General features: G+C 65.7%; 8 protein-coding genes. 4 read left to right on the top strand and 4 right to left on the bottom strand.

Annotation, left to right across the window (positions count from 1 at the left end; all coding sequences use genetic code 11):
- Nucleotides 1-8 precede the first annotated feature (8 nt).
- Nucleotides 9-1,205 (top strand): hypothetical protein, encoded by a 1,197-nt coding sequence (locus VVD47_RS17220; protein ID WP_327604746.1) that lies wholly within the window; start codon nucleotides 9-11, stop codon nucleotides 1,203-1,205.
- A gap of 21 nt (nucleotides 1,206-1,226) precedes the next feature.
- On the opposite strand, the gene VVD47_RS17215 is transcribed toward VVD47_RS17220, so the two are convergent.
- From VVD47_RS17215 to VVD47_RS17205, 3 genes are all read right to left on the bottom strand, one after another.
- Nucleotides 1,227-1,706, bottom strand: coding sequence for a DUF6152 family protein (locus VVD47_RS17215; protein ID WP_327604745.1), 480 nt, complete (start codon nucleotides 1,704-1,706; stop codon nucleotides 1,227-1,229).
- 214 nt (nucleotides 1,707-1,920) lie between these two features.
- Nucleotides 1,921-2,385 (bottom strand): DUF6644 family protein, encoded by a 465-nt coding sequence (locus VVD47_RS17210; RefSeq protein WP_327604744.1) that lies wholly within the window; start codon nucleotides 2,383-2,385, stop codon nucleotides 1,921-1,923.
- Nucleotides 2,386-2,509: 124 nt separating this feature from the next.
- Nucleotides 2,510-4,747 (bottom strand): 3'-5' exonuclease, encoded by a 2,238-nt coding sequence (locus tag VVD47_RS17205; protein WP_327604743.1) that lies wholly within the window; start codon nucleotides 4,745-4,747, stop codon nucleotides 2,510-2,512.
- A 197-nt stretch (nucleotides 4,748-4,944) separates the two neighbouring features.
- On the opposite strand from VVD47_RS17205, the gene VVD47_RS17200 reads away from it, so the two are divergent.
- From VVD47_RS17200 to VVD47_RS17190, 3 genes are all read left to right on the top strand, one after another.
- Nucleotides 4,945-8,268, top strand: a complete 3,324-nt coding sequence (locus VVD47_RS17200; protein WP_327604742.1) for a PAS domain-containing hybrid sensor histidine kinase/response regulator — start codon at nucleotides 4,945-4,947, stop codon at nucleotides 8,266-8,268.
- 219 nt (nucleotides 8,269-8,487) lie between these two features.
- Nucleotides 8,488-11,118 carry a leucine--tRNA ligase gene (gene leuS / locus VVD47_RS17195; protein ID WP_327605124.1) on the top strand — a complete coding sequence of 877 codons (2,631 nt, stop codon included), beginning with the start codon at nucleotides 8,488-8,490 and terminating at the stop codon, nucleotides 11,116-11,118.
- A 512-nt stretch (nucleotides 11,119-11,630) separates the two neighbouring features.
- Nucleotides 11,631-12,410, top strand: coding sequence for a DUF3750 domain-containing protein (locus VVD47_RS17190; protein WP_327604741.1), 780 nt, complete (start codon nucleotides 11,631-11,633; stop codon nucleotides 12,408-12,410).
- Nucleotides 12,411-12,564: 154 nt separating this feature from the next.
- Here the strand turns inward: VVD47_RS17190 and VVD47_RS17185 are convergent, their stop codons facing one another.
- Nucleotides 12,565-14,352 (bottom strand): sodium:solute symporter family protein, encoded by a 1,788-nt coding sequence (locus VVD47_RS17185; RefSeq protein ID WP_327604740.1) that lies wholly within the window; start codon nucleotides 14,350-14,352, stop codon nucleotides 12,565-12,567.
- Nucleotides 14,353-14,465 lie beyond the last annotated feature (113 nt).

Raw genomic sequence — 14,465 nt, 5'->3', positions numbered from 1 at the left:
GGACAGGAATGGAACTCGGCCACTTGAAGATACCGAAGCCCGCACTTGAGCAGTTCTCTTACATCCCCGACATCGAGACGCGACTCTTCGTGCAGTACCACGAAATCATTAGCTCAACGGCACAGGGCAAGGCAATCCTGTCGGCCCTAGAGGCCGACCCTCGGGTTGCCGATCTTGAGGGTCAAATGATTCTCAAGGGATCGTCCGCAAGACGCTTCGATCCAACCACACTAGCCATGTGGTTCCTATGGGCAGCCAACGAGATTGGGCAAGATGCGGCAGAGAGAGGATTGGAGGCATTTCTCAATACCGAAGAGATAACGATCATCAACACATTGTGGGTATTGGGCCTAGAACCTAAAAACCCGATCAAGCTGACTCATGGATTGCGCATAACGCCAGTGGAAGACATGCCGGACTCCCGCGAGAAGGAGCAGTACTTGATGCATCCGATGAACTTCAGCCTGCATCAGTCCCCAAGACCCAAAGCTGCAATCACTCATTTGGCGACGATTAGCCGGTCTCGTAGCGATTGGAATGTGGTGTGGGACGACGAATTGGTTGCTTCATCCAAGCTCATCAATGACCTTGCACTGGTGCTGAACGCGGTGGAAGACATCTCATGCACTCCACATTTCCACACCTCGTACAACCTGCCAGGCACTCCTTTGGGTCCGTTCGGAGCATCAGGTGGCGGGGTCCCGATCTATGACGTAGCGGGCCACGCGACATCAGCCCTAACGGAAAGCAGCGTTGATGAAATAAATACACTGCTGTGCGCATTCCTAACGCTCCAAGAAACAGAAAAGTCTAGGCTTGGCCGAGCCCTTTCGCGCCTATGTCAATCAAAAAGACGTCATCAGATTGAAGACAAAATTCTGGATCTCGGCATTGCGCTAGAAATGGCGCTGCTCGACGACAACAAGAGTAGCCAACAGCTCGCGCAAAGTCTTCGTCTGCGTGGGAGTTGGCTCATTGCGGAGACGCCGGACGAGCGGGTTTCCATTCATGACGACGTCAATCTCATGTACAGCTATAGAAGCCAGGTCGCGCACAGCGGAATTCTCTGCGGCGGGAGGCGCGACAAGATTCAAGCAGTTCAGCAGTCCTTCCCAAAGTACTGTCGGATCGCGGAAAGAGCTCTGAAGAAGTTGATCTGCAACGGCAGACCGGATTGGACCAGGCTTTTACTAGGGGCGATTTAGAGCTCGTTTTGTGCGCGACACCTACACCGGCCCCGACCGTAGCGGCGTAACGCTATTCCCACGGAACAGGTATTCCGCCCGCAGGATCGCCTCGCCCTGCTCATCCTTGAAGGTGTAGCCCACCAGCGCGATCTGCTCTCCGGCCTTGATCTCGGGGACCTTCCACTGGTTCATGCGGGTCAGCGGGGCGAGCTCGATTTCCCAGGTGCGGTCCTTGCGACGCGGCACGGTGGTCTTGCCGAGGATGCCGGCGGCATCGAGGCTGGTGCTCTGGGCGGGGACGCTGCGTTTGGCGAGGTCGGCGGGGAGCTTCAGGTCGGCGGGGGTTTCCAGGATCAGTTCGACGTGCGGGTTCTGCCAGCTGGCTTTCTTCACCGTGCCTTCCAGGTAGATCGGCCGGTTGTCATCGAAGCTGCTCCAGCCGTGGTGGGCGAAGGCGCGTGGCAGGGTGAGTACTGCACAGGTGGCCGGCAGGGCCAGGACGAAGCTGCGTCGGTTCATGGCAATCCCCTTCGAGTCGTTTGCGGTGAGCGCCCGCGCGTGGCCGGGCGGTGGTGAGACAGCGTGAAGCGGTAGCGGGTTCGGGCGTCGGTGCGTCGGCGAACGTAAAGATGAACGACGCTGGGCTCCTGCCTGCGAAGGAGCGACGGGGCTCTGGGATCGACTCCGCCGGAACGACGGTACGGCAAGAGCGCGGCGCTACGCTTGCCGCGCTTTACACGTAGGCGATCCAGCGACCACATGCAATGACCGCTAGCCAGATCAGAAGCGAGGCGATTGCCTGCACATGCGTCAGCCGGTCGCCATCATCCAGCGGTCCACGGCTGTGCAGCAGCGCCGCGTTGGTGCCGGCGGCGAAGAGCAGGCACATCTTGATGACGAAGGCGCGGTTGCCGACGAGATCGCCTGCTTGCGTGATGAACATCAGCAGGCCGCTGCACACGGCCAGCGCGAAACCGGCCAGGGTCCACGGAATGACGTGGCGGGCGAGCAGTTGCAGGTCGATGCGGCGCATGGCGCCGAGCAGGCGCAGGTCGACGATCCACAGTGTGCCGAACACCAGGGCGATGGCGACGATGTGCACCGCCTCCAGCGCGGGATAGACCCAGCCCGAGGTGCGCAGCCAGACAGCCAGGGGCATCTGGTGCAGGGCGTCGAGGATGGGTATGGGGGTGGTCATGCGCTGCGGAATCTGGGCGCTAGCGAGGGGTTGGCTTCGACGGGCTCAGCCAACGAGCCTTGCGACCACCGCGACCGCTGGCTGAGCCCGTCGAAGCCAGCACGCCGGAGGCTCGAAAACAACCTCACACGTGCTCCAGCTTGGCCATCGACAGCATCAGCCACTTCATGCCGCCACCGGAGCCGAAGTTGATCTGCACCTTGGCGTCCGCGCCGCTGCCTTCGGCGGACACGATGATGCCCTCGCCGAAGCGCGCGTGGCGTACGCTCTGGCCGATGCGGAAGCCGCCCAGGTCGCGGCCGTTGAGGCGTGGCGACACGGCGCGGGATTCTTCCGGCAAGGCCTGCGGGCGCGCATGGCTGGGCGTCCAGTGGCCACCGAAGCCACCGTAGCCGCCCTGCGTGCGCGGCGGCGTCAGCCACTTCAGCAGCGCCTCCGGCACCTCGTCGAGGAAGCGGCTCTTCAGCGCGTAACGCGTCTGGCCGTGCAGCATGCGGCTTTGCGCCAGCGTGAAGTTGAGGCGCTTGCGGGCACGGGTGATGGCCACGTACATCAGGCGTCGTTCTTCTTCCAGGCCGTCCTCGGCGGTGATGCTGTTCTCGTGCGGGAACAGCCCCTCCTCCAGCCCGGTGACGAACACCACGTCGAACTCCAGGCCCTTGGCGGCGTGCACCGTCATCAGCTGGATGGCCTCCTGGCCGGCGTCGGCCTGGTGCTCGCCCGCCTCCAGCGAGGCATGCGCCAGGAAGTCGGCCAGCACGTTCTCGCTGACGCTCACTTCGCCGGTGTCGGCATCAAGCGTCGGGCCCTCGCCGTTCTCGGCCTGGAAGTTCATGCCGGCGTTGATCAGCTCGTCCAGGTTGGCGAGGCGTTCCTCGCCTTCCTTCTCGTTCTTGTAGTGGGTGCGCAGGCCGGACTTGTCGAGCACATGCTCGATGATCTCCGGCAGCGGCAGGCCGCGGGTGTCGCGGCGCATCTCTTCGACCAGCCGCACGAAGCCACCGATGCTGGCCGCCGGCTTGCCCGACAGGTGCGGCACGGTGGCATAGAGGCTGGTGTTGAACATCCGCGCGGTGTCCTGCAGCGTCTCCACCGAACGTGCGCCGATGCCGCGGGTGGGAAAGTTCACCACGCGGGCGAAGGCCGTGTCGTCGTCGGCATTCGCCAGCAGGCGGAGGTAAGCCAGCGCGTGCTTGATTTCCTGCCGTTCGAAGAAGCGCAGGCCGCCATACACGCGGTACGGAATGCCGGCGGCGAACAGCTGGTGCTCCAGCAGGCGCGACTGCGCGTTGCTGCGGTAGAGCAGCGCGATGTCGCTGCGCGATGACCCATCGCGCACCAGGGACTGGATTTCCTCCACCACCCAGCGCGCCTCGTCCATGTCGGTGCCGGCCTCGTAGATGCGGATCGGCTCGCCGTGGCCGGCGTCGGTCCACAGGTTCTTGCCGAGGCGGCGCGTGTTGTTGGCGATCAGCGCGTTGGCGGCATCGAGGATGTTGCCCTGCGAGCGGTAGTTCTGCTCCAGGCGGATCACGTTCTTCACGCTGAACTCGCGCTCGAAGTCGCGCATGTTGCCGACCTCCGCGCCACGGAAGGCGTAGATGCTCTGGTCGTCGTCGCCCACCGCGAACACCGCCGCCTGTTCCGCCGTGCCGTGGCCGGCCAGCAGCTTCAGCCACAGGTACTGCAGGCGATTGGTGTCCTGGAATTCGTCCACCAGCACGTGGCGGAAGCGCGACTGGTAGTGGCGACGGATCGGCTCGTTGCGCGCCAGCAGTTCATGGCTGCGCAACAGCAGCTCGGCAAAGTCCACCACGCCCTCGCGCTGGCATTGCGCGTCGTACTCGGCGTACAGCTCCACCTTGCGACGGGTGAACTCATCCCAGGCCTCCACCTGCGGTGCGCGCAGGCCGGCGTCCTTGTTACCGTTGATGAAGTGCTGCAGCTCGCGTGGCGGGAATTTCTCGTCGTCGACGTTCAGCGCCTTCAGCAGCCGCTTTATGGCCGCCAGCTGGTCGCCGCTGTCGAGGATCTGGAAGGTCTGCGGCAGGCCGGCCTCGCGGTAATGCGCGCGCAGCATGCGGTTGCACAGGCCGTGGAAGGTGCCGATCCACATGCCGCGGGTATTTATTGGCAGCATGGCTGACAGGCGCGTCAGCATTTCTTTTGCTGCTTTGTTGGTAAAGGTCACGCCAAGGATGCCGCTCTGCCCTACTACGCCGTTCTGCAGCAGCCAGGCGATGCGGGTGGTGAGCACCCGTGTCTTGCCCGAGCCGGCACCGGCAAGGATCAACGCGGACTGCGCCGGCAGCGTCACGGCGGCGAGTTGTTCGGGGTTCAGCGAGTCGAGCAAGGCAGGCATGTAGGAAAAAGCGGAAGCCGCAGGTAGGCAATTGTGGAGAGGCACGGCATGTGTGCGGCGCAACAACGCTCATCCTGCACGGATGGCGTAAAGACGCCCATTTTACGCCGGCCCTGAAACGCGTAGGCTTGCCTGACGGAGGAGGCACCGGCCGCCAGGCCTGCCACACGACACAAGACCGGAAAAGGCAGTTCCAAATGTCCCGTTACACGCTTCGCATGCTCATCCTGTGGCCGCTCGTTTCCGGCCTGGCCGTGGCATTGGCCGAGATGCTGAGCTTCCCGACCCTGGCCGAGGCCCTGTTCGTGGCCGCCGCCAGCCTGGTGCTGCCGCTGCTGCACCTGCTGCGCCCCGGCCGGCCGATGCCGCTGGCGGACCAGCTGGACTTCCTGCGCTCGCTGATCGACGTCATTCCCCACCCGGTGTACCTGAAGGATCGCCAGGGGCGCTACCTGCTGGCCAACAATGCCTTCGCGCAGGAACGCAAGATGACCGTCGAGAGCATGCTGGGCCAGACCACGCATGAACTCTTCCCGGCGCAGGAACACGTCGACCGCGTGCTGGACGAGGACCTGCACGTGCTGGCCGGCACGCCGGTGATGAAGGAGGAGGAAGCGTTCGACCCGCTGTCGGGCCGCCCCTGCTGGCGCATCGTGTCCAAGCGCCGCTGCCTGACACCCGACGGCAGCGCCATCGTGGTGGGCACGCACTTCGACGTCACCCGCTGGCACCTGGCGGAGCGCGAGCTGCACGCGGCGCTGGCCCACCAGACGGCGCTACGCCAGCGCACCCAGGTGTTCGTGCAGCGCCTCATCGACGTGATTCCCGACCCGGTGTACGTGAAGGACGCCAACAGCCGCTTTCTGCTGGTGAACGAGGCGTTCGCCCGCGAACGCGGCATGCAGGCCAGCCAGATGGTGGGCATGACCTCCTTCGACATCACCGCCGACGAGGCCGCCAAGGAGCTTGTCGCCACCGAGGACCGCCACGTGCTGTCCGGCGGCGAAGTGCTGAAGGAACAGCACACCCGCCACCCGATCAGCGGGCACGAGGTGTTCCGCATCGTCTCCAAGCGCCTGTGCCACGACGCCGACGACCGCCCGGTCATCGTCGGCGCGCACTTCGACCTCACCAAGTGGAAGATCGCCGAGCGCGAGCTGCAGGTCACGCTGGAGCGCGAGACCGCCATGCGCCTGCGCGTGCAGGCCTACATGCAGCGCCTCATCGACGTGATGCCCAACCCGGTGTACGTGAAGGACGCGCACAGCCGCTACCTGATGATCAACAAGGCGCTGGAGCGCGAGCGCAACGTCACCGCCGCCGACCTGCTGGGCAAGGGGCCGCACGAGATCATCGACGACCCGGTGGAGCTGAAGCAGGTGCTGGACGAGGACGCCGCCACCCTGGCCGGCAAGTACGTCTTCAAGGAGGAGTACAAGCCGCACAAGCTGACCGGCAAGGATCGCTACCGCATCGTCTCCAAGGGCCGCTGCCTGGATGCCGAAGGGCGCCCGGTCATCGTGGTGGCCAACGTGGACGTCACCAGCCTGCGCCTGGCCGAGCGCGAGCTGCAGACCATGCTGGCCAGCCAGTCGCGCCTGCGCGAGTTCCTGCAGTCGCTGTTCGACATGCTGCCCACGCCGCTCTTCGTGCAGGACAGCAACCACCAGTTGCTGATGGCCAACCGCGCCTTCGCCGCGCTGTGCGGCCGGCGCATCGACGCCATCCTCGGCCACAGCCCGCGCGACCTGCGCATCGCCGGCCTGTCCGACGTGCTGGACGCGCAGCAGCACGCCATGACCCTGCTGCGCGAGGGCGAACCGTACGAGAGCGAGATCACCATTGCGCCGCCCCCCGGCTCGTCGGCGCCCAGCCGCTACTTCGTGCTGCGTGCCGCTGCCGGCCGTGGCATGGAAGGCCAGCCGGTGCGCGTGGCGGTGCTGACCGACATCACCTCGCTGCGCGAGACCGAGGCCCACCTCGCCCAGGCCAAGAAGACGGCGGAGGATGCCAGCGTCGCCAAGTCGGAATTCCTGGCCAGCATGAGCCACGAGATCCGCACGCCGCTGTCCGGCGTCATCGGCACCCTGCGCATCGCCCTGCGCGAACGCAGCCTGCAGGGCGCGCCGCGCGAGCAGGCCGCCACCGCGTTGTCCAACGCCGAGTCGCTGCTCACCATCATCAACGACATCCTGGACTTCTCGAAGATCGAGGCCGGCCAGATGACGCTGGAGCACATCGACTTCGACCTGCCGGCGCTGGTGCGCAACGCCCTGCGCGGCTTCGACGAGCAACTCGTCAACCGGCCGATCAAGCTGACCGTCGACCTCGATCCCACGCTGCCACGCTACCTGTGCGGCGACCCCACGCGCCTGCGCCAGGTGCTGCTCAACCTCACCAGCAATGCGCTGAAGTTCACCCACCAGGGCAGCGTCGCCGTGCGGGTGGTGCCCTTGACGCACGATTTCGGCGACGACGCCGGCGAGGACCGCTGCCGCCTGCGCATCCGGGTCGAGGACACCGGCATCGGCATTCCCGCCGAAGCCCTGCCACGCCTGTTCCAGAAGTTCCAGCAGGCCGACAGCTCCACCACCCGCCGCTACGGCGGCACCGGCCTGGGCCTGGCGATCTGCCGCGAACTGGTGGAAGCCATGGGCGGCAGCATCAGCGTCAGCAGCCAGGTGGATGTCGGCAGCACCTTCGAGTTCTGCCTGCCCTTCTCGCTCGGCGAGGCGCCGCAGACCAAGGAAGTCGCGCCACAGGCGCGCCACACGCACCAGCTCGACGTGCTGTGCGCCGAGGACACCCCGGTCAACCAGTTCATCATCCGCACGGTGCTGGAGCGCATGGGACACAAGGTGACCATGGTCGAGTCCGGCCGCGCCGCCGTGCATGCGCTGGCCCAGCACGACTACGACCTGGTGCTCATGGACGGCCGCATGCCGGACATGGACGGCCTGGAGGCCACCCGCGCGATCCGTGCCGGTGGCCTGCCGGACGCGCCTGTGCGCCGTCGCGACACGCTGATCGTCGCGCTGACGGCAAACGCCAGCGCGGACGACCAGACCGCCAGCCTGGAAGCCGGCATGGACGACTACATCGCCAAGCCCATCGACGAGAGCCGCCTGCACGTCACCCTGGCGATGGCCATCACCCGCCAGCGCCAGCGCGGCGTGACGCTCCCGCCCATGCCGGCCCCGCCGGCACAGGACGCCAGCGACGCAGCGAAGCCGCAACGCATCCCCGTGTCGGAGCGGGTGCAGCGCCTGTTCATCGACAGCCTGCCGCAGCGGGTGAGCGAACTGGACGCCGGCCTGGCCGCGCACGACCACCAGGCGCTCGCCCAGCTCTTCCACAGCCTGCGCGGCAGTGCCGGCTTCATGGGGGTGGACCGGGTGCTGAGCCTGTCCACCACGCTGGAAGAAGCCGCCGACCGCGGCGAGCAGGCGCGCATCGCCGCGCTGGCGCCGTTGCTGCGCGAGGAACTGCTGGCGCTGATCACGGCGGATTCACTGGGCTGACCCCGGCGGGCTGAGCTCCCCGGGCAGCCCGGCAGGCGTGGGCTTCGCGTACCCATGCACCCCTTGCGCACCGGAACCCTCGCCGGCCCGGCAGGCCTGGCGCCTCGGTCCACGCCCCCTGCCTGAATTACAATGGCGGGCTTCGCAAATTCAATCGTTTAGCCGCGACGGGCGCCCCGTCTCGGCCGACCTTCACCTCCCGCACCCACCATGTCGCAGATGTCCGATAAGTACGACCACACCGCGGTCGAGCAATCCGCCCAGCAATTCTGGAACGACCACCAGTCCTTCCTGGCGCCGGACGACACCAGCAAGCCCAAGTACTACTGCCTGTCGATGTTCCCCTACCCGTCCGGCAAGCTGCACATGGGCCACGTGCGCAACTACACCATCGGCGACGTGCTGACCCGCTTCCACAAGATGCAGGGCTACAACGTCATGCAGCCCATGGGCTGGGACGCCTTCGGCCTGCCGGCGGAAAACGCGGCGATCGCCAACAAGGTGCCACCCGCGCAGTGGACGTATTCGAACATCGAGTACATGAAGGGCCAGCTCAAGTCGCTGGGCTTCGCCATCGACTGGAGCCGCGAGCTCGCCACCTGCAAGCCCGACTACTACAAGTGGAACCAGTGGCTGTTCCTGCGCATGCTGGAAAAAGGCGTCGCCTACAAGAAGACCCAGGTCGTGAACTGGGACCCGGTCGACCAGACCGTGCTGGCCAACGAGCAGGTCATCGACGGTCGCGGCTGGCGCACCGGCGCGGTGGTGGAGAAGCGCGAGATTCCCGGCTACTACCTGGCCATCACGCAATATGCGGATGAACTGCTGAACGACCTCGACACACTGGACCAGTGGCCCGAGCGCGTGCGCCTGATGCAGGCCAACTGGATCGGCAAGAGCACCGGCGTGCGCTTCGCCTTCCCGCACGACATCAAGGATGACAGCGGATCGCTCATCAACGACGGCAAGCTGTGGGTGTTCACCACCCGCGCCGACACCATCATGGGCGTCACCTTCTGCGCCGTCGCTGCCGAGCATCCCATCGCCACGCACGCCGCAAAGAACAACCCGCAACTCGCTGCCTTCATCGAGAAGTGCAAGAGCGGCTCGGTCATGGAAGCCGACATGGCGACCATGGAGAAGGAAGGCCTGCCCACCGGCCTCTTCGTCACCCATCCGCTGACCGGCGAACAGGTGCCGGTGTGGGTCGGCAATTACGTGCTGATGAGCTACGGCGATGGCGCCGTGATGGCCGTACCGGCGCATGACGAGCGCGATTTCGGCTTCGCGAAGAAGTACGAGCTGCCGATCAAGGAAGTCATCAAGGTCGGCGACAAGTCATTCTCCGCCGACGCCTGGCAGGAGTGGTACGGCGACAAGGAACACGGCGTCACGATCAACTCCGGCAAGTACGACGGCCTCGGCTACGCCGCCGCCGTCGACGCCATTGCCGAAGACCTCGTCGCCAAAGGCATCGGCGAAAAGAAGACCCAGTGGCGCCTGCGCGACTGGGGCATCTCGCGCCAGCGCTACTGGGGCTGCCCGATCCCCATCATCCATTGCGATGACTGCGGCTCGGTGCCGGTGCCGGACGATCAGTTGCCCGTCGTGCTGCCGGAAGACTGCGTGCCGGACGGCTCCGGCAACCCGCTGCACAAGCGCCCGGACTTCCTCAACTGCGCCTGCCCGAAGTGCGGCAAGGCCGCGCGCCGCGAGACGGACACCATGGACACCTTCGTGGATTCGTCCTGGTACTACGCGCGCTTCGCCACGCCGGGCAACGACGCCGCGATGGTCGACCAGCGCGTCGACTACTGGATGCCGGTCGACCAGTACATCGGCGGCATCGAGCACGCCATCCTGCACCTGCTGTACTCGCGCTTCTGGACGAAAGTGATGGGCGACCTGGGTCTGGTGAAATACCGCGAGCCCTTCAAGCGCCTGCTGACGCAGGGCATGGTGCTGAACCACCTGTTCTCGCGCCGCAGCGACAAGACCGGCATCGAGTGGTTTGCGCCGGAAGAAGTCGACCTGACCCACGACGCCTCCGGCCGCGTCACCGGCGCCACCGCCAAGCGCGACGGCCAGCCGGTCGAGTACGGCGGCTACGGCACCATGTCGAAGAGCAAGCGTAACGGCGTGGACCCCAACGCGATGATCGAGCAGTACGGTGCCGACACCTCGCGCTTCTTCATGATGTTCACCGCCCCGCCCGAGCAGACGCTGGAGTGGAGCGATGCGGGCATCGAAGGCTCGTACCGCTTCCTCAAGCGCGTGTGGAATTTCGGCAACGTCTTCGCCAGCGAACTGCGCGGCAAGCTGCCCACCACGCGCGAACTGGCGAGCGCCAAGCTGCCGGAGAACCTCGCCACCCTGCGTCGCGACATCCACCTGCTGCTGAAGCAGGCCAACTACGACCTCGGCAAGCAGCAGTTCAACACCGTCGCCTCCGCGTGCATGAAGATGCTGAACGCGCTGGAGAAGGCACCGCGTGACTCTGCAATAGCCGCAGAAGTCATCGAGGAAGCCTTTGGCATCCTGCTGCGCGCGCTCTCCCCCATCACCCCGCACATCACCCACTACCTGTGGGATGCACTCGGTTACGGCAAGGACATCCTCGCCGCCGACTGGCCACAGCCGCTGGACGCCGCGCTGGTGCAGGACGAGATCGAACTGGTGCTGCAGGTGCTGGGCAAGACCCGCGGCTCGGTGAAGGTGCCGGCCGGCGCCGACAACAAGGCCATCGAGGCGATCGCCATCGCCTCGGAAGCCGCGCAGAAGTTCATGGAAGGCAAGCCTGCGAAGAAGGTCATCGTGGTGCCGGGCCGGCTGGTGAACATCGTCTGCTAATGCCTCGGCCTTTCACGCATCGATGACGACGAAGGCGCCCGCGGGCGCCTTCGTCGTTCACGCAGACACTCACATCGAGGGGTAGGTTGGGTTGAGTGCCGCGACTTGCGCTGAGCACCGTCGAAGCAAGCCCAACATCTCGCGCATCGCCATGGGCACATGCCACTCGCAAGCGCAAAGCCCCCGCCTCGTCGTCCCTGCCCCTCGACAAGCTCGGGGACCGGGCAGGAGCGACGGAGCGAGGGTGGTCGCACTCCATCTGCGCATGGGTTCGAGCCAGGTGTCGGTGGGTGTCGGGCTTTCTTCGGCAGGCCCAGCACCAGTCGCTGCGATTAACCCGACCTACGTCATGGCGTGACTCCCAGCCCCGCGCGACAGGCATCGATCGCCAGCGTTCCGTGTCGTAGCCGGCATGTCGATATACGCAACCCCGTAAACATCCGGCCACGCCCGCCGTTACCATCCTGCACGACGCAGGCACCTGTCGTCGCCCGCCCCGCAGGATCGCAAGCATGAAGAAACACCTCAAACGCGCCGGCGCCACCGTGCTGTCGGTGGCGGTCGTCTCCCTCGGCCTGAGCTTCGCCAGGAGCGCCCTCAGCGACGACAGCCGCCCCCGCTTCAGCTGGTTCGACGCCCCCAGCCATTCCGCCGGCCTCGCGCCGGACCCTGAGCAGATTGCCGACACCGCCATCGTGCAGGTGTATGCCGCCTCCACCTGGGGCTGGCGCGGGCGCTTCGCGGTGCACTCCTGGATCATCTACAAGCGCGCCGGTGACACTGCCTACACGCGCTACGACGTCATCGGCTGGCGCGCCAGCGACGCGGTGCAGCGCAACTACGCCGTGCCCGACGGCCTGTGGTTCGGCGCGCATCCGCAGCTGCTGGTGGACCATCGCGGACCGGGCGTGGGAAAGATGATCGAGCAGATCGAGGCCGCGGTGGCGAGCTACCCCTACGGCAGCACCTACGACGCCTACCCGGGCCCGAACAGCAATACCTTCGTCGCCCACATCGGCCGCGAGGTGCCGGACCTGCGCCTGGACCTGCCGGCGAATGCCATCGGCAAGGACTACCGGCCGCTGACCCGCCCGGTCGGCCTGAGCCCCTCCGGCAGCGGCGTGCAGTTGTCGCTGCTGGGCCTGCTGGGCATGAACGTCGGCGTCGAGGAGGGCATCGAGCTGAACCTGCTGGGCCTGGATTTCGGCATCGACTTCAACCGCCCTGCCCTGCGCCTGCCCTTCATCGGCCGCCTGGGCATGAGCGACACGCGCTACACGGAACACGACTGAGCCCTGCGCCGGCACGCAACACCAACGCCGCGGCACTGGGTCGCAAGGAAAGACGCAACAGAAGAACGCGACGCACAGAAAGCGGGGAGCCCGCAGGCTCCCCGTCTCCACCGATGGTTGTCGAAGCCCGGGTCCTGTCCCGGAGTCCCTGGCCTCAGCGCGCTGCAGGCGCGAGAAGCGTGGCCTCGTCATCCACCGGGTCGTGGCGCGAGCTGCGCCACAACAGCAGGCCTATCGCCAGGATCACCAGCGCACAGGCACCGAACAGCAGCCGGCCCCACATCGGGTTGGGGATCAGCATCATCGCCAGCATGCCGGCGCCACCGGCGGTCACGATCCAGCCCAGCTTGGCGCGTTGCTCCAGGTCGGACGCCGTCGGCCTGTCGTCGGTCACCACCGGACGCTCCATGTCGGCGAAGAAGGCATCGGTCTCCTGCTGGATGGCGCTCTCCTCACGCTTGTAGAACAGCGTGGTGAGGCAGAAGAAGCCACCGGTCAGCACCAGGTGCGCGGCGATGTTGATGATCACCGAGAAGTCGCCGGTCTCGCGCTTGCTCAGCGTGATGCCCAGCAGGTCGGCGAACAGCGCCGGCTTCAGCCAGGTGACGAGCATCCACGACACCGCCAGGCCGAACACCACGGTGGCCCACGGCGCCCACTTCGGCGTGCGACGGATGAACATGCCGAAGAACAGCGGCACCAGGATCGGCGATTGCAGCAGCGTCGCCACCTGCATCATCAGGTCGAACAGCGAGAAGCCCTTCAGCGACTGGAAGAACTGCGCCATCAGGATGACCAGCAGCCCATTGACGACCGTCACCACGCCACCGATCTGCAGCAGCGTCTTGTCCGACACATCGCGGTTCTTCGCGAGGATAGGCTTGTAGAAGCTGCGCACGAAGATGCCGGCGTTGCGGTTGAGCGCCGAATCCATCGAGCTCATCGTCGCCGCGAACAGGCCGGCCATCAGCAGGCCCACGGTGCCCAGCGGCATGAACTTCTCGGTGAACACGAGGTAGATCGCGTCGCTCGCCTTGGCTCCCAGCGTCGCCTGATAGGCACTGGTGGCGTCCGGCAACAGCGAGGCAGCCGACCACGGCGGAATGAACCAGATGAAGGCGCCGACCAGCATCATCACCAGCGCGAAGATGGCGCCCTTGCGTGCGTGGCGCGAATCCTTCGCGCACAGGAAGCGGTAGGACTCCTGCAGGTTGTTGATGCTCTGCATCTGCTTGACGATGAAGAACAGGAAGGTGCCGACGATCAGCAGCGGGAAGCTCATGTCCGGACCTTCCACGAAGCCGCCGGGGAAGTTCTGCACCATGTTGCCGACGCCGCCCACGTTGTAGAGCGCGACGCCTGCGCAGGCGATGGACAGCACGGCGACGATCAGCGCCTGCACGAAGTCGCTGGCCACCACGCCCCAGGCACCGGACAGCAGCGAGATCAGCAGCACGATGATGCCGGTGACCCAGATGGTGGCCACGACGTCCACGTTGAACACCGAGCTGACGAAGATCGCCAGGCTGTTCAGCCACACGCCGGCGTTGATCACCGACAGCGGCAGGATGGCCCAGGTGAAGAACTGCTCGTTGGTGGGGCCGAAGCGGCGGCGCACGCCCTCGGTCGGCGTGTCGACGCGGATCTGCCGCATGCGGGCGGAGAAGTACCACCAGGCCGCCGCATAGGCGATGACGTTACCGATGAACACCGCGATGGCGGAGAGACCATCGCTGTAGGCCTTGCCGGCCGCGCCGGTAAAGGTCCAGGCGGAGAACTGCGTCATGAAGGCCGAGGCGCCGACCATCCACCACAGCATCTTGCCGCCGCCGCGGAAGTAATCGCTCGCCGAGTTGCTGGCGAGTTTGCGGAACACCAGGCCGATGCCGACCATGAAAATGAAGTAGGCGATGACGACGGCTGCGTTGACGTCCAGGCTCATGGGACGCTCCTTGTGAATGAAATGTGGGCACAGGGAGGGACCAGGGTTTTCCCGTACAGGTTCGCGCCGTCGATGGCTTGCTTGCGCGACGTCAACAAGTTGCCGGGCCCGTG

Source organism: Uliginosibacterium sp. H1 (assembly GCF_036017065.1).
Taxonomy (GTDB): domain Bacteria; phylum Pseudomonadota; class Gammaproteobacteria; order Burkholderiales; family Rhodocyclaceae; genus Uliginosibacterium.
This window is presented reverse-complemented; position numbering and strand designations above follow the sequence as displayed.